At 52.6% G+C, this 20489-nt stretch carries 19 protein-coding genes; 11 read left to right on the top strand and 8 right to left on the bottom strand.

The features are described 5' to 3' along the window. Nucleotides 1–98 precede the first annotated feature (98 nt). From QLH52_RS00095 to QLH52_RS00080, 4 genes are all read right to left on the bottom strand, one after another. The gene (locus QLH52_RS00095; RefSeq protein ID WP_205452785.1) at nt 99–728 is read right to left on the bottom strand and encodes a DUF998 domain-containing protein; all 630 of its coding nucleotides are present in this window, start codon (nt 726–728) and stop codon (nt 99–101) included. Then, nucleotides 715–2532 carry an ATP-binding response regulator gene (locus QLH52_RS00090; protein WP_319960144.1) on the bottom strand — a complete coding sequence of 606 codons (1818 nt, stop codon included), beginning with the start codon at nt 2530–2532 and terminating at the stop codon, nt 715–717. The genes QLH52_RS00095 and QLH52_RS00090 overlap by 14 nt, the downstream gene beginning before the upstream one ends. A gap of 164 nt (nt 2533–2696) precedes the next feature. After that, nucleotides 2697–3089 carry a hypothetical protein gene (locus tag QLH52_RS00085; RefSeq protein ID WP_319960143.1) on the bottom strand — a complete coding sequence of 131 codons (393 nt, stop codon included), beginning with the start codon at nt 3087–3089 and terminating at the stop codon, nt 2697–2699. 257 nt (nt 3090–3346) lie between these two features. After that, the gene (locus tag QLH52_RS00080; RefSeq protein ID WP_319960142.1) at nt 3347–4405 is read right to left on the bottom strand and encodes a hypothetical protein; all 1059 of its coding nucleotides are present in this window, start codon (nt 4403–4405) and stop codon (nt 3347–3349) included. Between the two features lie 198 nt (nt 4406–4603). Here QLH52_RS00080 and QLH52_RS00075 point away from each other — a divergent pair, with 198 nt between their 5' ends. After that, a complete protein-coding gene (locus tag QLH52_RS00075) occupies nt 4604–5329 on the top strand; it encodes an Lcl domain-containing protein (protein ID WP_319960141.1) in 726 nt (241 codons plus the stop codon). A gap of 65 nt (nt 5330–5394) precedes the next feature. Continuing rightward, nucleotides 5395–6228 carry an alpha/beta fold hydrolase gene (locus QLH52_RS00070; RefSeq protein WP_319960140.1) on the top strand — a complete coding sequence of 278 codons (834 nt, stop codon included), beginning with the start codon at nt 5395–5397 and terminating at the stop codon, nt 6226–6228. 221 nt (nt 6229–6449) lie between these two features. Here QLH52_RS00070 and pgi read toward each other — a convergent pair whose 3' ends face one another. Further along, entirely contained in the window at nt 6450–8087 is a 1638-nt protein-coding gene (gene pgi / locus QLH52_RS00065) for a glucose-6-phosphate isomerase (RefSeq protein WP_171696783.1), read from the bottom strand. A 312-nt stretch (nt 8088–8399) separates the two neighbouring features. Here pgi and QLH52_RS00060 point away from each other — a divergent pair, with 312 nt between their 5' ends. From QLH52_RS00060 to QLH52_RS00045, 4 genes are all read left to right on the top strand, one after another. Further along, nucleotides 8400–8993, top strand: a complete 594-nt coding sequence (locus QLH52_RS00060) for a hypothetical protein (protein WP_171696784.1) — start codon at nt 8400–8402, stop codon at nt 8991–8993. Between the two features lie 133 nt (nt 8994–9126). Then, nucleotides 9127–10023 carry a copper oxidase gene (locus tag QLH52_RS00055; protein WP_319960139.1) on the top strand — a complete coding sequence of 299 codons (897 nt, stop codon included), beginning with the start codon at nt 9127–9129 and terminating at the stop codon, nt 10021–10023. A 59-nt stretch (nt 10024–10082) separates the two neighbouring features. After that, nucleotides 10083–10505, top strand: coding sequence for a YqaA family protein (locus QLH52_RS00050; protein ID WP_033158518.1), 423 nt, complete (start codon nt 10083–10085; stop codon nt 10503–10505). Between the two features lie 3 nt (nt 10506–10508). Beyond that, nucleotides 10509–11270, top strand: a complete 762-nt coding sequence (locus QLH52_RS00045; RefSeq protein ID WP_319960138.1) for a hypothetical protein — start codon at nt 10509–10511, stop codon at nt 11268–11270. 82 nt (nt 11271–11352) lie between these two features. Here QLH52_RS00045 and QLH52_RS00040 read toward each other — a convergent pair whose 3' ends face one another. After that, complete coding sequence (locus tag QLH52_RS00040) at nt 11353–11883, bottom strand: MOSC domain-containing protein (RefSeq protein ID WP_319960137.1); 531 nt, start codon at nt 11881–11883, stop codon at nt 11353–11355. Between the two features lie 119 nt (nt 11884–12002). Continuing rightward, on the bottom strand, nt 12003–12893 hold the full coding sequence (locus QLH52_RS00035; protein ID WP_319960136.1) for a homing endonuclease associated repeat-containing protein: 891 nt from the start codon (nt 12891–12893) through the stop codon (nt 12003–12005). Nucleotides 12894–13064: 171 nt separating this feature from the next. Here QLH52_RS00035 and QLH52_RS00030 point away from each other — a divergent pair, with 171 nt between their 5' ends. The 5 genes from QLH52_RS00030 (at nt 13065) to QLH52_RS00010 (ending at nt 20288) form a co-directional block, all read left to right on the top strand. Continuing rightward, complete coding sequence (locus QLH52_RS00030; RefSeq protein ID WP_319960135.1) at nt 13065–15872, top strand: valine--tRNA ligase; 2808 nt, start codon at nt 13065–13067, stop codon at nt 15870–15872. A gap of 8 nt (nt 15873–15880) precedes the next feature. After that, on the top strand, nt 15881–17320 hold the full coding sequence (locus QLH52_RS00025; protein ID WP_319960134.1) for an HDOD domain-containing protein: 1440 nt from the start codon (nt 15881–15883) through the stop codon (nt 17318–17320). A gap of 3 nt (nt 17321–17323) precedes the next feature. Continuing rightward, a complete protein-coding gene (locus QLH52_RS00020) occupies nt 17324–18118 on the top strand; it encodes a response regulator (RefSeq protein WP_033158512.1) in 795 nt (264 codons plus the stop codon). 157 nt (nt 18119–18275) lie between these two features. Further along, nucleotides 18276–18815, top strand: a complete 540-nt coding sequence (locus QLH52_RS00015; protein WP_033158511.1) for a PAS domain-containing protein — start codon at nt 18276–18278, stop codon at nt 18813–18815. Nucleotides 18816–18818: 3 nt separating this feature from the next. Further along, a complete protein-coding gene (locus QLH52_RS00010; protein ID WP_033158510.1) occupies nt 18819–20288 on the top strand; it encodes a methyl-accepting chemotaxis protein in 1470 nt (489 codons plus the stop codon). Nucleotides 20289–20302: 14 nt separating this feature from the next. Here QLH52_RS00010 and QLH52_RS00005 read toward each other — a convergent pair. Continuing rightward, nucleotides 20303–20489: transposase (locus QLH52_RS00005; RefSeq protein ID WP_319960133.1), on the bottom strand; the 187-nt coding region annotated here is incomplete at its 5' end.

The raw sequence follows: 20489 nt of genomic DNA, 5'->3' as shown, positions 1-20489 counted from the left end.
CCGATGAAGGACTTTTTTCCGCTTGGTAGCTTTACGAAAAAAGCCTGGTTAGAGTCAAGGTCGTGTAACGTTTAATACCACTTGCGCCTTTTATTCGGTTACCTTGCGATTGCAATGGGGTCAATATAGAGGCGGGCCAATTGCACAGCACTCGCTAACGTCAACCAGCCGAACAACACGCTTTCGGCAATGCGTTGAATCAGGCCCCTGTAGTCCGCCAGAAAAGGGATGGCCAGCAACACCAGAACCGTCAGTACCAGCACGCCGGAAATTTTCAAAGGGATGGCGATGCGGGAGCCGGGAATACGCCCAAACAGCAGCAAGCCATAACCGCCTCCCAGATATTCAAGCGCACCGAACAGGTTATGAATTTGCTGGCGCCAGGAGCCCATCAGCGGAGAGCCGGGATCGCACGGGAATAGCGCGCAAAAGACATAAGCCGTTCCCACCCAGGAAAACGCCAGTAAGCCCCGGAGTAGCGTGGAGTTCTGCTTGAGCGTGCGGTACTGGCAGGCCAGCGCCAGCCATTGCATCAAGCCCACCGGCAGGAAAAGTCCGTAATTGATTGGGTCCGCCAAGGGTGTCCCGAACGCAGCCAATTCGCTAATGGTCTGGCGCATGGCGTCGTAGTTGGGGAGCGTTTGGGCGTAGTGCCAGTTACCCCAAGCCAACAGACCTGAGGAAGCCAGCCCCAGCCATCCGGCAAGACTATTGTTAGGCGATTGCATTTTTCTTGGCTATCCCTGTTAGCGGATCGGCTGGCAATAGCCGGCTCAGCAAGGCGTATAAGGCCTCCGGGTCCAAGGGCTTATGCAGTACCAGGTAACCTTCCTGCTCGGCTTGCGCCAGGGCCGGGGAATTGAACTCGCCGCTGATCATCGCCCCGGCGGCGTCCGGGCAGCGTTCCAGCAAGGCTTGCAACAACTCGAAGCCGCTTTCGCCGGCGCGCAGGCGCTGGTCGCAAAAGATGGCCTGCGGTTCGAAGCCGGCATCGAGCAAGGCCAATGCGTCGTTGGCGGAGGCGGCGCACGCCGTTTCCACGCCCCATGAATTCAATAAGGCTTGCCAGGCGTTGCGCACTTGCGGTTCGTCGTCGATCACCAGACAGCGGCCGCTCAGCATTTCGCCACGGCCGGCCGGCGCAAAGTCCCGGTCGCGCACCACCGCGCGCCGCTCCTCAAGCGGCGCGGACAGCAGCCGCAGCCAAAACCGCGAACCTTGGCCTTCCCGCGAACTCAAGCCCTGGCTGGCGCCCATCAAATCCGCGCAGCGCGCCACTACCGCCAAACCCAAGCCGTGTCCGGCGTTGTCGATGCGCCAGGCATGTTCGGGGCGGAAGAAGGGCGAGTAAATCCGCTGTTGGTCATCTTCGGCGATGCCGACCCCGGTATCCCAGACCTCGAACTGCCAGCCGTCGCGGCGTCGGCGAGCCGCCATCAGTACCCCGCCGCTTTGGGTATAACGCAAGGCATTCTGCATCAGGTTGATCATCGACTGGCGCAGCAATAGCGGGTCGGCGCGCACCAAGGCTTTACCGGCGCTGGTGCGCACGCGCAGCTCGATTTGGCGGACACGCGCTTCTTCCCGGAACAGCGTCGCGACGTCGTTCATCAACGGGTCCAAGGCCACGGTTTGTAGATTGACCGGCTGGGCGCCCAGCTCGATCCTGGACAAATCCAACAGCGAGTTGAACATCTGCGTGACCGACTGCACGCTTTGCCGCAAATCCTGTAAGGCTGGGCCTAACAGTAAATCCCGGTTGCGGCGAGAAATGGATTCGATCAAAAAGCCCATGGCATGCACCGGCTGACGCAAGTCGTGGCTGGCCGTGGTCAGGAACTGGTTCTTGGCGCGCAATGCGGCTTCGGCTAGATCCTTGGCGGCGCGGTAGCCTTCTTCCAGGAATATCTGTTGTAAAAAAAACCGGTGCACGAGCACCGCGTGTTTGTAAATCGACAAAATGTAGAGCGCGGACAACGGCATTACGTAGGGCCAATGAGCGGGAAATACCCACGGTATAAGCAATGTCGAGACGCCCCAACTGGCAGCGAAGAAACGTTGGAATGCGCTCAGGATAGGCGACTGGTGGGTGGCATTGCCCGCCACTATCGACGCACAGGTGACCAGAAACAGCATCGCAAACTCAAAAGGATAGTCGCCGCTGCACATGATCAATACCGGTACCGACAGGCTGAATCCGTAAAGCAGCGCCAGCGCATGCACCTTGGATAGCCAATCGTGCATGGCCCGTTCGGCGCCCAGTTGTGCGCAGTCGCGCCGATAGCGGCGGAACAACAGACGGACGGCCAGCGCCACGAATGTAAACACACCTGCCCAAGCCCAAAAGGCGCGAGCGTCCCGGTCGATTTGATGCAGCCAGACAATAAACGGTGCCGCTACCACGGGGATCAAGCCAAAACCAAAGGCGATACGCCCGAAACTCAAGTCCAGTAGGCGTAGTTGACCGTTTGGACTGATGTCCGAGAAGCAAACCGCCCCGTCTTGGCGAGGATTAGAAAAAAGCTTTTCCATTTTGCTATTCCGATTCTGTTGCCGCCCAGCCTTGGCGCCGTTAGTCAGGTTTTCGTGTCCGGATACTCCTTCGTTAACATGCGGTTTTATAACCTTCCACTAGCCATCGGTGCTGCGGCAGAGGAGCACGGAGCGTCGCCTTGAGCTCCGTGTCGAGTATTACTTCAGCATTTGCCCGCCGCCTGCAGCAAAGCGTTGCAACTTGCCTTGTTGGTTTTGCCTACGTCGCTCGATCCTTTGGTGAAATCGGTGCACATGGCGTCCGCTCCGCTTGCCATGCCCCAGGTCGCGAATTTACCAAACCCCGACGGCTCTAAAATCTCACATTTAAAGGTCGCGCCATCGTCAGTTTTAACGGTGTACTGCATGCCGTTATAACCGGCGGGGGCTTCGGTTGCCTGTGAATGGGTGATTTTGAAGTTGCCCATTTCACGGCCAATGGCCATTGATATTTTGCCTTCCGCTTTGTTGCTTCCCTGGGCGGGAGGGTTGCTTGCCGTTGTGGCACAGCCGGAAAGGATCAAGAAGAAAGTTACCGTTACAAGTTTTTGCAGCATTTTGATTCTCCAGCGCTCCGATTGATAGAAGCGCTGGGCACAGGAGCGAAAAATATGCCTAACGCAGGTAAGCAAAGGCGCTTTGGTGGCTTCCAGCGGCCAAAGCGCTCAAGATTAACGCGGTTGTTATGGGTTGTTTTTTTGCAGGCGCAGCCGATTGTCGCGTCCTCAGAATCCCAGCAACCTTGCTAAATCCGGGTAACGAGCTGCTTGTCCAAGTTGCAGCTAAGCGTTAGCTCCACAACCGCCATGCGCTTTCAGAATCGAGCCCGCAGGCGCAGCGGAACCAAACCGAGTAAAGCAGAACCAAACAACCAGATGGCGCCGGGTATGGGCACAGCAGCAATCGGATTTAACAGAAAGGCCCGTTGCACGCCATTCGCGGCAATCCCCACCCCAACGATTTGTCCGCTATTGTTGACATCGTAAGCCGTCATCAGCGTCCAACCGATATTGGCTGCAATCAGTGTGTTCAAGTCTGTCATGACGCCATTGAGTGTAACGAACGCACGTTTGGATCCACCAAAATTGTCGCCGAAATATCCCACGGCTTGTCCGGCATTATTGATACCGAATGCCTCGCTGCTATAGCCGGACAAACCTATATCAACCATGTGGTCATCAAGCGTTGTAATGAAAGCGTGCTTTTCATTGTTGGTGACATAGGATGTGCCGGCCACCTGGCCGAGGTCGTTGATGGCATAACCTCTGCTGACACCCCAGGCAAAAGCGCCCAGATCCACCATTTGGCCATTACGGGTAATAAAAGCGTGACCTCCATTAGGCGTTTGACTCTCGCCAGTGACCTGACCACTATTGTTGATCGCATTCCCCGCACTCCATTGGCCACCATTCAAAGTTCCCAGATCAGTCAAGCTGCCGTTACCGGCAATAGTGGCTCGTTGGTTGCCCTCGGCATTCCATGCACTGCCGACTATTTGCCCGGCGTCATTGATGCCGTAGGCCACACTGGAATAAGGACTGCCGCTGAAACCACCGATTATTTGGGTGACACCATTACTGTACACAATCCCGCGCCCGGCAGAATTGCCCACCACCACACCGCTTGAATTGATCCCGGTAGGGTTTGCATATCTGGGTACGGACAGCCAGCTCACACTATTATTTTTGTAAACAAAGCTTTCACCATCCCCCGTAAAACCTAGAACATGCCCGGCATCGCTGATAGCGCGCGCCCCCGAATTGACCAACGGGCTCTCCGGCATGAGATCCACCAACGTATACAAAACACTGGCGTGTGCCGGTAATACCGGCAGCATTAAGCCCAGGGCAAGGCATTTCAGACTGCGTTTCATTGTAAATTCCTCTTGAAATTATCGCTCTAATAGTTGAATTAAAAATACATGTTAACAAAACTTCCTAACGCGCCAACACCCTACTCCGGTAGGGTTCCCTGGCTACACGCACCTTCCGATAATGCTCCTTAAGCTCGGTGCCGCTAGGCAGGTTTACGAGTATTTACATGCCTTCGATAACTAACTTTTTGGAAAAAAATGATGAAACATAAAGCTATATGCGCCGGGTTATCCGCGCTCTGCACGCTAGCGACCGGTAGCGCCGAAGCCCAGCTGTTCGACCGCGGCGGCGGCCTGATCTACGATAGTGCGCAAAACGTTACCTGGCTGGCGGACGCCAATTACGCCAAAACCAGCGGCTTCGACGCCGAAGGCAAGATGAGCTGGCAAAACGCCGTGGCCTGGGTGGACGGTCTCAGCTACTCGGACAGCGTGCGCGGCACCACCTACAACGATTGGCGCTTGCCGACCTTCAACGACCTGGGCGTGCCCGGTTGCGACTATGGATACAGCGGTAGCGATTGCGGATTCAACGTCTCCACGGCCAGTTCGGAGCTCGCGCATCTCTATTACGGCGACTTCGGTAACAAAGGCTCCCTCGATTCACGTGGCGGGCCGCAGTCCGGCTACGGCATCGTCGACGATCCGGCGACTGCCGACGACGAAAGTCTGTTTAGTCATATTCAATCCTTTGGTTACTGGTTAGGCACCAGTTACGGTGGCGACGCCAGCAAAGCCTGGTACCTGAGCACCGCCACCGGCATGCAAAACTACATCAGCAAAGGCACCAATTATTACGTCTGGGCGGTGCGCGACGGCGATGTCGCCGCGGTACCGTTGCCCGGCGCCGCTTGGCTGTTCGGCGCGGGTCTGGCCGGTTTGCTGGTTCGCGGTAAGCGTCGGCAAAATCATCGCCCCCTGTAATTTCCCCAGGAATAACCATCGTGAAGCACACCCAGCGCTAATTCAACTGACAGAGGAAGCGGCCGATGAAATTTAGACCATCAATAACGGTCATTTTTCTGCTATGGCTAATCGCGCTAGGCGGCTGCGCCGCCACCATCCCCGCCATAACAACGGCAGAAGTCGCCGGCCGGCAGGTGGAATTTGCGCTTAGCAAACACCAGACTGCACCGGTCATCTTCGAAAACGGACTGGGCGGGACTTTAGAAGGGTGGGCAGAAATTTATCCGACGATAGCGCGCGATAACACAGCCTTGGTTTACAACCGCGCCGGCTACGGGAATAGCGAAGAGGCGGCCACTGCGAGGGACGGCCGGCATATCGTCGAAGAGTTGCGCGGATTGCTTGTCAACCAAGGCCTAACGCCGCCTTATGTGCTGGTGGGGCATTCGCTGGGCGGGTTGTATATGCAATGGTATGCCCGGCATCATCCAGATGAAGTGGCGGCCTTGATTCTGGTTGATTCCACTCATCCTGCTCAACTCAAAGGCGCCGGGGCAATCGAAAACTGGCCGCTCTGGGTGCGCTGGCTGTTAGATTTGATGACATCGGCAACTGCCAAACAAGAGCTGACCGCTCTGGACCTGACCGGTGACGAAGTATTAGCCGCCCCGCCCTATAGCGGCGGACCGATCATAGTGCTGAGCGCTGCGCAACCTCTGGAGGATACCTCTGCGCTGGCGCTCGACGCCAATCAAAAACGCAAGGATATTGCGCGGCTATATCCGGGGGCAATTCAACGCTGGGTAGATAGCGGTCACGTCATTCCACTGGAGAAGCCGGAGTCCGTCATTTCCGCAATCCACGAAGTCTTGTTGAGCAAACAGCCGAATGACACCAAGCCTAATGCGTTACCCTAAGCGGGATTATGCTCAGTAGTCACTCAGCCTAGCTTTTGTTTTTTTTAATCAATTTGTGCGCCTGTGAGCGGCGCGAACCGGAAGGTTAACCAGACAGAGCATGCTTTAATGGGTTAAGACACCTGAAGGCTGCGAAAATATGCTGCAACCTTCAGGTTTAGAAAACGGCTTGCCCACCAAAGACAGAATGTTCGTTTTCTAAAACAGCCTATTGTGTAAGCTTATTTACGCAGGCGCTTATAAGCGTTGATCAAACCGTTGGTGGAGCTGTCATGGTCTGTGACCATCTCGTCGTTTTTCAGCTGCGGCAGAATCGCCCTCGCTAACACTTTCCCCAATTCCACACCCATTTGATCAAAGGAATTGATATTCCAGATCACGCCTTGTACGAAGATTTTGTGTTCGTAAAAGGCAATCAAGGTACCCAAGGTTCTGGGGGTCAGTTTTTTGAATAAAAACGAGTTGGACGGTTTGTTGCCTTCGAAGATTTTGGAGGCAATCAGGGCGTCATCCAGATTAGGTTCATGGCTTAAATCCTCCCTAACCTCCGCTTCGGTTTTACCGCGCATCAGCGCTTCGGCTTGGGCCAGAAAGTTGGAAATCAGAATATCGTGGTGGTCGGGTAAGTCGTATTGGCTTTGCGCGGCCGCCAAGAAATCGCCGGGAATCAGCTTGGTGCCCTGATGGATCAATTGGAAAAAGGCATGCTGACCATTTGTACCGGGTTGGCCCCAGATAATCGGACCGGTGTTATAATCGACTTTTTCACCATTGATGGTAGCGCTTTTGCCGTTACTTTCCATATCGCCCTGCTGGAAATAATCGGCAAAATATTTCAAGGACTGTGCGTACGGCAGAATCGCATAGGTTTCCGCTTCGAAGAAGTTGTTGTACCAGATGCCCAGCAAGCCCATGATGACCGGGATGTTTTTTTCGAATGGCGCACTGCGGAAATGTTCGTCGGCGATATGCGCGCCCATCAGCAATTCTTCGAAATTGTCCATGCCTATGTATAGGGCAATGGACATGCCGATCACGGACCACAGGGAATAACGGCCACCGACCCAATCCCAAAACTCGAACATGTTCTCCGGGTCTATGCCGAATTCCTTGACCTTTTCGACATTGGTCGAGATCGCCACGAAATGTTTGGAAATATTGGCCGGGTCAACCGCCGCTTTTAAAAACCAGTTACGCGCCGACCGGGCGTTGGTCATCGTTTCCTGAGTCGTAAATGTTTTTGACGAGATCAAAAATAAGGTAGTCTCGGGGTTGAGCGGTTTCAGGGTTTCCACGATGTCGGTTTGATCAACATTCGAAACGAAGTGGGCTTTCAAACCGTCTTTACCGTAAGGCGCCAATGCAGTATCGACCATTTTCGGCCCCAAATCGGAACCGCCGATGCCGATGTTGACGATGTCGGTAATAGTCTTGCCGGTGTAGCCGGTCCAGGCACCGGAACGGACTTGTTCCGTAAATACCCGCATTTTCGCCAACACTTTATTAATTTCCGGCATCACGTCCTTACCGCGAAACAATACCGGCTTGTTGCTGCGATTGCGCAAAGCGGTATGCAAGACAGCGCGTTTTTCCGTGGTATTAATAATGGAACCGGAAAACATGGCTTCGGTCTTGGCGGAAAGCTCCGCGCGGCTTGCCAATTCAATCAACAAAGGCAAAGTTTCTTCGGTAATTAGATTTTTAGAGAAATCGAACAGCAAATCGCCAAATGTCACGGAAAACTTGTCGAAGCGTTGCGGATCTTTATCGAACGCATCCTTCATGCAAAATTTGCCGGCAATCTCGCGGTGATGTTGCTTAACGGCATTCCATTCGGCAGAGTTTATTAATTTGGACATATTGTTGTTATTTAATTAACCGGATAGGGGGATATTTCAGTAGACCTGAACAGGCAGAGGCAATTTAAAGGGATGATTCATAACCCCATTATAAGGATTGTCTTTGATTGCTGACAAAAAAAATTACAGCTTGAATCGATCATCTCAACTACGGCACGATAGCCTTTCTTTGGCTAGGGCGATGTGCTAGAGTTAAGCGCTGTTTTGATCGAAATCAGGCAGTTACGTTCGCCAATGATTTAAACATGTTCATGTATAACCACATGAAAAATAATAAAAACTACAGCATTTATTAACACGGGAAGGGTATTTATGAGAAGCTCTCGCATATTAAGAAACGGTTTACTGGGCTTGTTGGGCCTGATTTTTTCATCAACAGTATTGGCTCACGGTGGCGCCGCGGGTACTGATACTGACCAATGTAAGTTCGAACTGGAAAAAGATCACTGGATCCATTACACCGCCTACCAGCCAAACGCATACCCGGCTGAAGAGTTCTGCGGCAATATTCCCGACATCAATTCGTTGACGCAATTGGTATTCGACTATCAAGACCAACGCTATCGCGGCATGGCTATAGAATTTGAAGTGACCAAAGAGCCTGAAGGCAAACGGGTTTTCTTCCAAGCAGCCGAAAAACATAAATCAGGCACCGTCATTCTGAACCTGCCACAAGGCGTGCCAGAAGCCGGCAAACATTTGATTCACATCACGCTACTGCAAGATAATGGCGAAAGATTGGATGCACACATGAGCTTTAAAGCCGGTGCGGGTCAACCGACCAGCAAAGGTAGTTATGCCTTGTATGCATTGGTGTTGTTCGCTGGCTTGTACGTCCTTTATCTGTCTAACGCCGGTTTCAAACGCAAAGTTGACGGCATAATTGGCAAAGCGAAAGAAATCTAAGAATTACGCCGCAAGAACCGTTATTCCGCCTATGCTGCGCGGCGGAATAACGTCATGTCCGGCAGCCTTGTCAATCGGAACTATCGCGGCATAATCGACGCTATACACGAAGCCCCTTTGAGGTAATGCAATAATGTTCAAATTCGTATCACTTGCCACACTGGTCTGTGCCTTATCTGTTACTGCGGTGTCCGCAAAAGAAATGCAGGATCACAATCAGATGATGAACCACGGCGACGGTCATTTGATGGATATGGATGGCGGCATGGTCATGGGCCAAAACACCGACACCTTGCCGGGCGGCTGCGACAAAATTGCCGCGACCAAGGAAATTACCGTGCATGCCGGGCACAAATATTCCGAGAAATTCCCCGGCACCATGTTTGCGTTCGATCAGCAGGAGTTTCAATTCGAACCTTGCACCAAACTGACTGTACATTTCGTCAATGAAGATGAAATCCGTCATCAATGGATGATGCACGGCTTACCCAAATATTTGTACCCCAAAGGCATGTTCCATTTGGAAGTCAGCGGTCCCGGCAAAGTATCCGGCACACTAATCTTGCCGCCGGGCGACAAAACCTACTTAGTGCATTGCGACATCGCGCAGCACATGGAAAAAGGCATGAAAGCCCAATTAAAGGTCGGCAAAGGCAGCGAGGACTTGCCCAGCATTCCTGGGGTAACCGCGGCGATTTTCCCGGATGATTACAGCGGCAGACCCTACGATCCTAAACTCGACGCGCCAGCCCCCAGCACACCCGTCGCAGCGCCAGTAGTGACAGCGGCACCCGTGCCTGTTGCAGCAGTCGATGATTCGATTGTTTCCGGCACCACCGTGGTCGGTTTGGCTATCGGTTTTATTGCCGCACCTTGGCTGGCAAAACGCTTTAAAGGCATGAGCGCCGGCGAAATTGTTGCTACCGTACTGGAGCAAGTCGCTCACGCTGTTGGCTATGTCATGCAATTGATCGGCAAGCTGATCAAAATGGTATCCGGCAAAAACGTCATCGCCTTACCGGACAAATAAAGACTAAGCAAAAAGCCCCTGAAACAGCCGTTTCAGGGGCTTTTTTATGGGCTAAACAAATGCAGTTAGAATCGCTCGGCCCTCTGGGATTATTTATCAGTGCTTTCATTTCGTCCACCGTCGCCCCCGGCGGTTCGGAAGCAGTACTGGCCTACCTGGTTAACAGCCAACAACATTCCGTCAGCCAGTTGGTGGCTATCGCCAGCATCGGCAACACCTTGGGCGCCATGACCACCTGGTGGCTGGGCCTATGGGCTGCCAAAAAATATCCCGCCGAAGCGTTAGCCAAGCAACATCAAAAATCGCTAAATACCGTGCGCCGCTGGGGCAGTTGGGCCTTGCTGTTTTCCTGGCTGCCGCTAGTCGGCGACGGCCTGTGTTTTGCCGGCGGCTGGCTACGCCTTTCCATCCTATCCTCGCTGTTGGCGATTTTTTTAGGTAAAGTGTTGCGTTATATCGCCGTTGCCTACGCCTTTGTCTAAGCCATGAGTTTCTTTTCCTTACCGCACTTCCCCACCGTCAATACAGTCGCTGAGCACAATAAACGCGATTATCAGATTGCCGCGTTTACCTTTGTCACCACCACCATCTGTTTGACGATGGACGGCTTCGCGCCGCAATTCATGCAATACGTTCTGGCGTTTTTCGGCTGGCTGTTTTTGATAGCCTGGCTGCGCGGCGAATGTAAGTATGTGCGCACCCAAGTAGCCGTAGCGGTAACCTTTGCGGTGATCGGCGAATACTTCGCATCCGTGTACATGAAAGGCTATATCTACCGCTTCGGCAATGTTCCGGCTTACGTACCCGCCGGTCACGGACTAGTGTATCTCACCGCCGTCGCATTGGGCCGCTCCGGACTATTTCAGCAACATGCCCGCCGCATTGCGGTTTTGGTTGTGGCGGCTTGCGGCACCTGGGTGGCGTGGGGGCTGAGCGGCCTCGGACGATTGGACATCATCGGCGCGGTGCTGTTTGTGGTGTTCTTGGGCTACTTGTTCAAGGGCCGCTCACCCATGGTTTATTTGGGTGCGTTCTTCATTACCTCCTGGCTGGAAATCGTCGGCACCAGCGCCGGCACCTGGGCCTGGGCCGAGATCGACCCCGCCTCGCACCTACCGCAAGGCAACCCGCCTAGCGGTGTAGCGGCTTGGTATTGCTTAGTCGATGCGGTGGCTATTGCCGGGGCGGGGCCGGTATTGCAGGCCTTCACCAAAACAGCTTTGGTGTTGCAGCGGCAAAGGGCGTGACCGTTGCAGGCTGAGTCGAGCGAAACGATACCCCGCAAAACGCCTTCAATGCTGGGTTTCGCGCTGCTCAACCCAGCCTACATTATTCCACATGCCGGATCGCGTTCAAGCGCACCCGGTGACCCACCCGAATCAAGCCCCCGGCCAAAATTCGCGCCATCATCCCACCATGACCGCGTAGCGCGTTATAACTCCCCATCCCCAGTTCGACGGCCATTTTCGAGCACGGATCACAAGGCCCGGTGACTTGAATAATCACCTGATCACCCACGGCCCATTCCAACACAATATCCGGGAACGGCGAGCGCATACCGAAAAGGTTTAGTCCCGAAACCACGAGATTGCGCCGTAGCCGACTCGGTTCCAATTCCGCGAGTCCACACCAGTTGGCGACAATGGGTAAATGCTCGGCTTGAAACAAAGTCAGTTCGCGTTTTGACGATTGCCTGCCGGAACGAGCGCTATTGCCCCGACGATCCCCCAATAACCCCTGCCCCGGCTCAGCCCGCACCTCGGCAACCGAAACAGCCGGTTTACCTCGCTCGGGACGCAGGATGATAGCTTCGATCCGGCCTTCGGAAGCGAATTGTTGAGTGAGATCGCGGAGAGTCATGAATGGGGGACGATGCGGTAGATGCCTTTACCCTAAAGAGCATCGAAGCGTATGATAATCTCACGAATTTGAAACATTTCATTCCCCCGATTACGCTTCGCTAATCGGGGCTACGAGTTCTAAATGCTTGCCCCTTTTCCTATGTTACAAGCAAAACAAGTCGATCGAAGGTTTTCCTCTACGGTCTTTCCACCTTTGGAAAACGGGCGTATATGGTCGACATGAAGCTCTAAACCCGGTGTCATTGCGGGGCTACGGCCGCAAAGAACACATTTGAAATTGTCTCGCTTCAATACTCGATATCTAAGACCGAGCTTGATTTCCCGCTTATCAACGTCACTATTACGAGATTTTGTCTTTTGGGAAATGGCTTGAATTGTATCCGGCTTGACTGACTCTGATACCAATGGATCATCAGGCTCATCTGAGTTCACTTTGTCTACGAACGCATGAAGCGCCTTGTTCCAGGATTTCCAACGGGTAATATATGCTTTTGGCCCAACGGTGGAAGGAAGCGCCTTCATTTCCAAATATTCTGGAGGCCTTCCTAAGTGAGTCCAAACCTTTAACAGGTTCTCCATACACTCTTCGTATGTATACCTCTTACCACCTGGCGTTTGCTGGAGTCCTGCTTTTTCTAGGGCGGCCCGCCAAGAACCGAAACGTCTCAGAAAGCTGGTAGTGTCAATTCCCGTATGTTCACTGAACTCAGTTTTGGTTACATAGGGCTTACAAGTCTGCGTAGCAATTTGTTGGAGCTTCTCGATCAATTCCTCATCTGAGAAGTATTTTGTGGGACGACAGAAGCGGTGACTAAGGCCTGCTTTCTGAAGAGCCTTGCTCCACGAACCAAATCTTTGCCCCAAGCCTGAGGCAGATATGCGAGCATGTTGATCAAATTCAGAGATTGTGATGAATTCTGAGTCAATTAAATCCGCAACGCGACGAATTTCGGAAAGTAAAGTTTCCTCCTGATGGTCAGGTAGGCGGTCGATTAAAAACTTATTCATTTTTTAGATTCGAAAATGGCTACTTGATTTATTTTATCTTCTTCAATTTAGGATCATATACGGTTTCGTTAGATCCTAACAGCTATCTGGCTTTCGCTTAAACCCAACCCCCACGCCGTTTTGCGGTTAAAATACTTTTTTGTTTAAACCCAAGCGCATTCAACAGAGAACATGGAAAAAACCTATTCCCCGCACGCAATCGAACAACGCTGGTATCAACTTTGGGAAGATAGCGGCTACTTCGCCGCCAAACAAGAGGGCGAGTCGTATTGCATTATGATTCCGCCGCCCAACGTTACCGGCAGCTTGCACATGGGGCATGCGTTTCAAGACACCATCATGGATGCGCTTACCCGTTATCACCGGATGAAAGGTTACAACACGCTGTGGCAACCGGGCACCGATCATGCCGGCATCGCCACGCAAATGGTGGTGGAACGCATCATCAACGCCGACGGTAAAACCCGCCACGACTTGGGCCGCGAGGCGTTTATCGAGAAAGTCTGGGAATGGAAAGAAGAGTCCGGCGGCACCATCACCCGCCAGTTACGGCGCATGGGTTCGTCGCTGGATTGGCAAAAAGAACGCTTTACCATGGACGACGGCATGTCGGACGCGGTGCAGGAAGTGTTCATCAAATTGTACGAAGAAGGCTTGATCTATCGTGGCAAGCGTCTGGTGAACTGGGACCCGGTGTTGCACACCGCCGTTTCCGACCTGGAAGTGCTGTCCGAAGAAGAAAACGGCTCGATGTGGTATATGCGTTACCCGTTGACCAACGGCACCGGCCATTTGCTTGTCGCGACCACTCGCCCGGAAACCCTGCTCGGCGACGCGGCAGTGGCGATTCATCCCGATGACGAGCGTTACAAACATTTGCTCGGCGAATTCGTCGAATTGCCGCTGACTGGTCGCCGCATACCGATCATAGCCGATGAATATGTCGATCCGGAATTCGGTACCGGCTGCGTGAAAATCACGCCGGCCCACGATTTCAACGACTACGAAGTCTGGTCGCGACACAAACAAATATCCGCCATCGCCGACCTACCGCATGGCGGCTTGATCAACATCTTTACCGTCGATGCGGCGATACGCGGCAACGATGATGGCTTTACCATTATTCCTGACGCCTATATTGGCCTGGACCGCTTCGAAGCGCGCAAGAAAATCGTTGCCGATTTGGACGCACAAGGCCTACTGGAAAAAATCGCCGACCATAAATTGATGGTGCCGCGCGGCGACCGTACCGGCGCGGTGATCGAACCGTTATTGACCAATCAGTGGTACGTAAAAATCGCCCCGCTGGCCAAGCCAGCCATCGAAGCCGTCGAAACCGGGGCGATTAAATTCGTGCCGGACAATTGGAAAAACACTTATTTTGAATGGATGCGCAACATCCAGGACTGGTGTATCTCCCGGCAAATCTGGTGGGGTCACCGTATCCCGGCCTGGTACGACGACCAGGGCAACACCTACGTCGGCCATAATGAAGCCGAAATCCGCGCCACGCATGGCTTGGCCGCCGATTATCCGCTCAAGCAAGACGAAGACGTGCTGGATACCTGGTTTTCGTCGGCGCTGTGGCCGTTCTCTACGCTCGGCTGGCCGGAACAAACCCCGGAACTGGCGAAACATTATCCCACCAGCGTACTGGTCACTGGCTTCGACATCATCTTCTTCTGGGTCGCCCGAATGATCATGATGGGCCTGAAATTTCAGGGTGAAGTGCCGTTCAAGGAAGTGTATATCCACGGCCTGGTGCGCGACGCCGAAGGCCAGAAAATGTCCAAATCCAAGGGCAACGTGTTGGACCCTATCGACATCATCGACGGCATTGATTTGGAAGCCTTGGTAGCCAAACGGGTGTCCGGCATGATGCAGCCGCATCTGGCCAAAAAAATCGAGCAAGCCACCCGCAAGCAATTCCCGGACGGCATTCAATCGTTTGGTACAGACGCGCTGCGCTTTACCTTTGCTTCGTTGGCATCCACCGGGCGCGACATCCGTTTTGATTTGCAACGCACCGAAGGCTACCGCAACTTCTGCAATAAATTGTGGAACGCGGCCCGTTACGTGTTGATGAATACCGAAGATCAAGATAACGGCATCGATTGCGCCGAGTGCACCTATAGCCATGCCGACTTGTGGATTCTGTCGCGTTTGAATCGCACTATCGGGACGACCACAGACGCCATCAACAGCTACCGCTTCGACTTGGCCGCGCAAGCCATTTACGAATTCACCTGGAACGAATACTGCGATTGGTATCTGGAACTGGCAAAAATCTCGCTGCAAAGCGACGACGAAACCTTGCAACGCGGCACGCGCCAAACTTTATTAAAAGTACTGGAAACCGTGTTGCGTTTGGCGCATCCCATCATGCCCTTCATCACCGAGGAAATCTGGCAGCAGGTTGGGCCTCTAGCTGGGGTGACTGCCGCAACCATCATGCTGCAGCCCTACCCAGAAAGTGATGGCGCCGCCATCAACACCGACGCGGAAACCAAAATCCAATGGACGATGGACTTCATCCTTGGCATCCGCCGCATTCGTGGCGAGATGAATATCGCCCCCGGTAAGCCGCTGAATGTGTTACTGCAAAACGGCAGCGACACCGATCAAGCTTATTTGAAAGACAGCGAAAGTTATCTGCTGAAACTGGGCCGCCTGGAAAGTATTACTTGGCTGGCGGCGAACGACGACGCGCCGGAATCGGCGATTGCGCTGGTCGGCGACATGAAAATCCTGATCCCGATGGCCGGCTTGATCGATAAAGACGCCGAATTGGCCCGGCTGGAAAAGGAAATTCAGCGCATCGAAAAAGAACTGCCGCGCATCGAAGGCAAATTGAGCAATGCCGCCTTCGTCGACAAAGCTCCGCCGGAAGTCATCGACAAAGAGCGCGAGAAACTGGCCGGTTTACAATCATCATTGACGAATCTGAAGGAACAGTACGCCAAGATCAAAGCCCTGTAGTGTAAGCCATGAATCCGGCTCCCCCACAAAAGCCACCGCAAACTCTGGACGAATGGACAGAGCTGCTGCGCGTGCAGGAAATGCCGATTTTCTCCAACACCGCGCATAATATCTACGCGGCGTTGGACGACAGGCACAAGGGGGCCATCGAGCTGGCGACGGTAATTCTGCAAGACCCCAACCTCACCGCCAAGCTGCTTAAGGTGGGCAGCAGCCCTTACTACAATCCATCGAAACAAAAGATGAGCACCGTATCGCGCGCCATCGTGGTATTGGGCGCGGAGGTGATCAGAGAGCTGACGCTGGCTTGCTCGTTTTTCGAAGCGATGCTGTCGTCCACCAACAAGGACAGGGCTAATCGAGAAATTGCGTTAGCCTTGCATGCCGCCGTGCAGGCCAAGGATTTGGCGCTCAGCATGGGAGATACCTCGCCCGAGGAAGTGTTTGTCGCGGCGCTACTGCACAATATCGGCCACATTGCCTTCTGGTGCTCCGGCAATCCGCAATCCAAAAAAGTCCATGAGCAAATCGAAAAAAGCGGGCTGAACAATCGCGAAGCCGAGAAAAAGGTGCTGGGCTTTACCTTGCAGGACTTAGGCAAAAAACTCAGCAAATCCTGGAGCCTGGGCGGCCTGATAGAAGACGCCATCGCCAAACCGGATTCCGCGGAAAAACGGGTGCAAATGGTGCAACTAGGTCATCAGATTTGCTTGGCTCTAAAAGCCGGCCGCGACTCAGACGCCATGCGGGTTTGTCTGCAGAAAGTCGCCGCATTCACCGGCCTGCCAACGGAAACCCTGAAAACAAAAATAGACAAAAATACCTCTGAAGCCGTACATATCGCCCGCCAATTTGGCGCCAACGATGCCTCCAAATTCATCAGCACCGAAGCCATCATCGCCAAATTCGAAGACGCTGAAGAGGAAAAGGCCGACAAGAAACAGCTGCAATTTCAAATTTTGCAAGACATCAGCAGCCATATCAGCGGTCAAATCGATCTCAACGGCCTGTTTGAAATGGTGCTGGAAGGCATACATCGCGGCGTGGAAATGGACAGAACTTTGTTCATGCTGCTCAGTCCGGATAAACAGACGCTAAACGAAAAATTTTCCTTAGGCTGGCATAAAATCGGGCTTGACCAAAAAATCCGTATTTACAATTCCGAACCCTCCGCGAACTTACTGTTTCACGCCTTGCAACAGCAAGAAGGCGTCTGGCTGTTTCCCCAGCAGCATCGCGAGCTTTACACGCCGCAAATCCGCCAGCATATCGGCGAATACGAGTGCTTTGTTTTCCCGGTTTATGCGGAGAAAAAGACCGTGGGGCTCATTTATTGCGACCATTCTATTCATGGACTACCCTTAACGCGCGAGGACTTCACCGCAGCCAAGCATTTTGCCAAACAAGCGCATATCGGCTTAACCCTATACTGCATGAAAAACCACTAATCCATGACAGACTATCAGCTTGCCAATCTTCAGGTTTTTCTCGTCGAACCGTCACATACTCAGCAGCAAATCATCTCCCATTTTTTACATGCTTGCGATATCAACGACATTACCTGCCTAAATACCGGCGCGGAGTTGTTCGAGCGTTTACAGCACTCCCGGCCCGATCTGATTATCAGCTCGATGTATTTGCCCGACATGACTGGCGTGGAGTTGGTAACCTCGCTTCGTAAACACGACGAGTCCTACGAAATGGCCTTTTTGCTGATTTCCAGCGAGACCAATATCAAATATCTGGAACCGATCCGCCAAGCCGGGGCCATCGCCATATTACCCAAGCCGTTTACCCGTCAGGCCCTGGAAACCGCCCTGCATTCCACGCTGGAGTATGTTCGCCCGGAAAAACTTAACCTCACCCATCTGGACATAGAGGACCTAAGCGTGCTGCTGGTGGACGACAGCGAATTCTCGTTGAAATACTTGACCCGGGTTTTCGAAAATATTGGCGTTGGGCAAATTGTGACCGCTCATGACGGCAAACAAGGGCTGCAAATGTTCAATCAGCAGTATTTCGATCTCGTAGTCACCGACTACAACATGCCGCAGATGGATGGCCTACAACTGGTCGATCACATTCGCAACCATTCCGAGCGCGGCTCGGTACCTATTTTGATGGTTACCAGCGAGCAAAATGAAAGCCGCCTAGCGGCCATCGAAAAATCCGAAGTCTCCGCCATACTAGACAAGCCCTTCGAAGCCACTTCAATCAAGCGCCTTCTGATTAATTTGCTCAATTGAGCTAATCTTGTGTGGCGAGCGAATACCCCACAATATGCACGGCTATGAGAATCCCGGATCGAACCAATGTCCGATGCGGCCACGATCAAGCTCATCCGGTTTTCGCGCAAAATATGCCAGGACTGACCACCAATAGCCCCAAATTAAGGTACGGAATATGAAGCCGACTATCACGCCTAACAATAACGAAAAAAAACTCGCGGACGATGATTTTATCGTTTCCAAGACCGACACCTCTGGGCGGATCACTTACGCTAATCGCATTTTTATGGAAATCGCCGGCTATCCGGAACACCAATTGCTGGGCATACAACACAACATCATCAGACACCCGGATATGCCGCGCGGCGTGTTTAGATTTATGTGGAATACATTAAAAGCCGGTGATGAGTTTTTCGGGTTTGCCAAAAATCTATGCCGGGATGGCGGATATTATTGGGTATTTGCCAACATTACGCCGGATTATGACAAGGACGGTAAATTGCAGGGTTACTATTCGGTGCGCCGTAATCCGCCCCGTAACGCACTGGGGGTCATCATACCGATTTATCAGGAAATGTTGGCCATCGAGAAACGCCATTCAGTCAAAGATGCCCCGGATAAATCGCTGGAATACCTATTTGACGTGGTTCAGCAATCCGGCGCTAAAAATTACAACAGCCTGGTGCTAAGCCTTTACAAGCCCAACGGAGTGTAAGCCATGAATTCAAATGCCAATATTCCGTTTTTAAGAACCAAGCTGAATTATGCGGTGGCAGCCGTTATATTTTTTACTGTTGCGGCATTCGTCTACACGCTTATAACGCATGGCTTTTCCTGGCTCATGCTTGGCTTGCTGCTGCCGTTGCCGGTGATAGCTCTGGATGCCTGGCACGCCGGCAAACAATGCCTGCTGGTATTAGAGCGTATAGAAGAAGTGCTGAGACACACAAATCAAGGCCAACTCTATCATCGCGTCACCAAAACGCGAGGCATGGGCGAAGTCGGCAAAATAGCCTGGGAGCTCAATGAGACCTTGGACATCATGGAGTCTTACTTCAAAGAAATGAACTCCTGTTTCCAGCACGCAGCCGAAGGCAATTATGACCGTTATGCCTTGGTTGACGGCTTTCCGGGCATACTGAAAAAGTCGGCGAAGAATATGAACGACGCCATCAAATTAATGGATGAAAACGACAAATTGACGATCAAGCGGCGTTTATCGGCCGGTCTGCATGCGCTCAACACCAACAATCTGCTCAACAATCTGAAAGGTAATCAGAGCGACTTGCTCAATATCACCGAGCAAATGCAGAAAGTAGAAAATATTGCTGTGGAAACGGGTGAAAACGCCAACGCCAGCCTATCGGCAGTGGAAACCATCAGCAACTCCCTGTCCGACATCAATGCCAATGTACATTCGGTGTCGGATGTGATCGGTGCGCTGATTAACGACAGCAAAAAAATTACTGAATCCTTATCGATGATTACCGGAATTGCCGATCAAACCAACCTGCTGGCCTTAAACGCCTCCATAGAAGCGGCACGCGCCGGCGAGCATGGACGGGGCTTCGCGGTAGTCGCGGACGAAGTCAAAAATCTCTCCGAGCATACCAAGAACGCCGCTTTGGAAGTCTCCAGAACATTAAAATCGTTTAATAAACGGGTCGAACAAATGCAAATCGAGGCAGAAAGTTCGTCATCGCTGTCGCAAGAGATACTGGCTCAGGTCAACTCGTTCCGCCAGCAGTTTTCCAATCTCTCGCAGTCGGCAAAAATTTCGGTCGATTACATTTCTTATGCAAAAGACAAATCCTTCGGCGTCCTGGCCAAACTGGATCATGTGGTTTACAAACAAAACGGCTATGTGGCGATAGAAACCTTCAGCGAGTGTCCGCATCACCAAGCCATCATGGTAGACAACCATAATTGCCGGTTAGGAAAGTGGTATTACGAAGGACTGGGCTATGAAAAATTCCGCTCGACCAGCGCTTACGCCAAATTGAATCAGCCGCATGCCGAGGTGCATAGGACGACGCAAAAGGCTTATGAAGTCTCTCGATCCAAATGGGTGGATGATCCAGGCATGCTTGATGAGATCATTCGGCAAATGCAACTGGCCGAGGCCGCCAGCGCCGAGGTGATGCAGTATATCGACGCGATGGTGGAAGAAAGGCATAAAAACATATAGGGGCTGTTGCCGTTTTACATGGGTAACCAAATAAAAGCGCAGGCCAAAGCGACAACGCCTTCAAAATTGCGTTTCAATTTGTCATATCGCGTCGCGATGGCTCTGAAATGTTTCAATCGCGCAAAGACATTTTCAACGAGGTGGCGATATTGGTAGAGGCACCAATCCATTCCGTCATTCCCGACGATTGAATTTTGTTTT

Origin of the sequence: Methylomonas defluvii (assembly GCF_033949435.1) — a bacterium.
GTDB lineage: Bacteria > Pseudomonadota > Gammaproteobacteria > Methylococcales > Methylomonadaceae > Methylomonas > Methylomonas defluvii.
Note: the sequence above shows the minus strand (reverse complement) of the source record. Positions and strands in the feature narration are given on the sequence as shown.

What these genes read in the sequence shown, in the direction of transcription:
- QLH52_RS00020 (WP_033158512.1), top strand. Translation starts at nt 17,324, where the DNA reads ATGACAGACTATCAGCTTGCCAATCTTCAGGTTTTTCTCGTCGAACCG.
- pgi (WP_171696783.1), bottom strand. Translation starts at nt 8,087, where the DNA reads ATGTCCAAATTAATAAACTCTGCCGAATGGAATGCCGTTAAGCAACAT.
- QLH52_RS00050 (WP_033158518.1), top strand. Translation starts at nt 10,083, where the DNA reads ATGCAGTTAGAATCGCTCGGCCCTCTGGGATTATTTATCAGTGCTTTC.
- QLH52_RS00025 (WP_319960134.1), top strand. Translation starts at nt 15,881, where the DNA reads ATGAATCCGGCTCCCCCACAAAAGCCACCGCAAACTCTGGACGAATGG.
- QLH52_RS00045 (WP_319960138.1), top strand. Translation starts at nt 10,509, where the DNA reads ATGAGTTTCTTTTCCTTACCGCACTTCCCCACCGTCAATACAGTCGCT.
- QLH52_RS00085 (WP_319960143.1), bottom strand. Translation starts at nt 3,089, where the DNA reads ATGCTGCAAAAACTTGTAACGGTAACTTTCTTCTTGATCCTTTCCGGC.
- QLH52_RS00080 (WP_319960142.1), bottom strand. Translation starts at nt 4,405, where the DNA reads ATGAAACGCAGTCTGAAATGCCTTGCCCTGGGCTTAATGCTGCCGGTA.
- QLH52_RS00015 (WP_033158511.1), top strand. Translation starts at nt 18,276, where the DNA reads ATGAAGCCGACTATCACGCCTAACAATAACGAAAAAAAACTCGCGGAC.
- QLH52_RS00030 (WP_319960135.1), top strand. Translation starts at nt 13,065, where the DNA reads ATGGAAAAAACCTATTCCCCGCACGCAATCGAACAACGCTGGTATCAA.
- QLH52_RS00060 (WP_171696784.1), top strand. Translation starts at nt 8,400, where the DNA reads ATGAGAAGCTCTCGCATATTAAGAAACGGTTTACTGGGCTTGTTGGGC.
- QLH52_RS00035 (WP_319960136.1), bottom strand. Translation starts at nt 12,893, where the DNA reads ATGAATAAGTTTTTAATCGACCGCCTACCTGACCATCAGGAGGAAACT.
- QLH52_RS00075 (WP_319960141.1), top strand. Translation starts at nt 4,604, where the DNA reads ATGATGAAACATAAAGCTATATGCGCCGGGTTATCCGCGCTCTGCACG.
- QLH52_RS00040 (WP_319960137.1), bottom strand. Translation starts at nt 11,883, where the DNA reads ATGACTCTCCGCGATCTCACTCAACAATTCGCTTCCGAAGGCCGGATC.
- QLH52_RS00095 (WP_205452785.1), bottom strand. Translation starts at nt 728, where the DNA reads ATGCAATCGCCTAACAATAGTCTTGCCGGATGGCTGGGGCTGGCTTCC.
- QLH52_RS00090 (WP_319960144.1), bottom strand. Translation starts at nt 2,532, where the DNA reads ATGGAAAAGCTTTTTTCTAATCCTCGCCAAGACGGGGCGGTTTGCTTC.
- QLH52_RS00010 (WP_033158510.1), top strand. Translation starts at nt 18,819, where the DNA reads ATGAATTCAAATGCCAATATTCCGTTTTTAAGAACCAAGCTGAATTAT.
- QLH52_RS00070 (WP_319960140.1), top strand. Translation starts at nt 5,395, where the DNA reads ATGAAATTTAGACCATCAATAACGGTCATTTTTCTGCTATGGCTAATC.
- QLH52_RS00055 (WP_319960139.1), top strand. Translation starts at nt 9,127, where the DNA reads ATGTTCAAATTCGTATCACTTGCCACACTGGTCTGTGCCTTATCTGTT.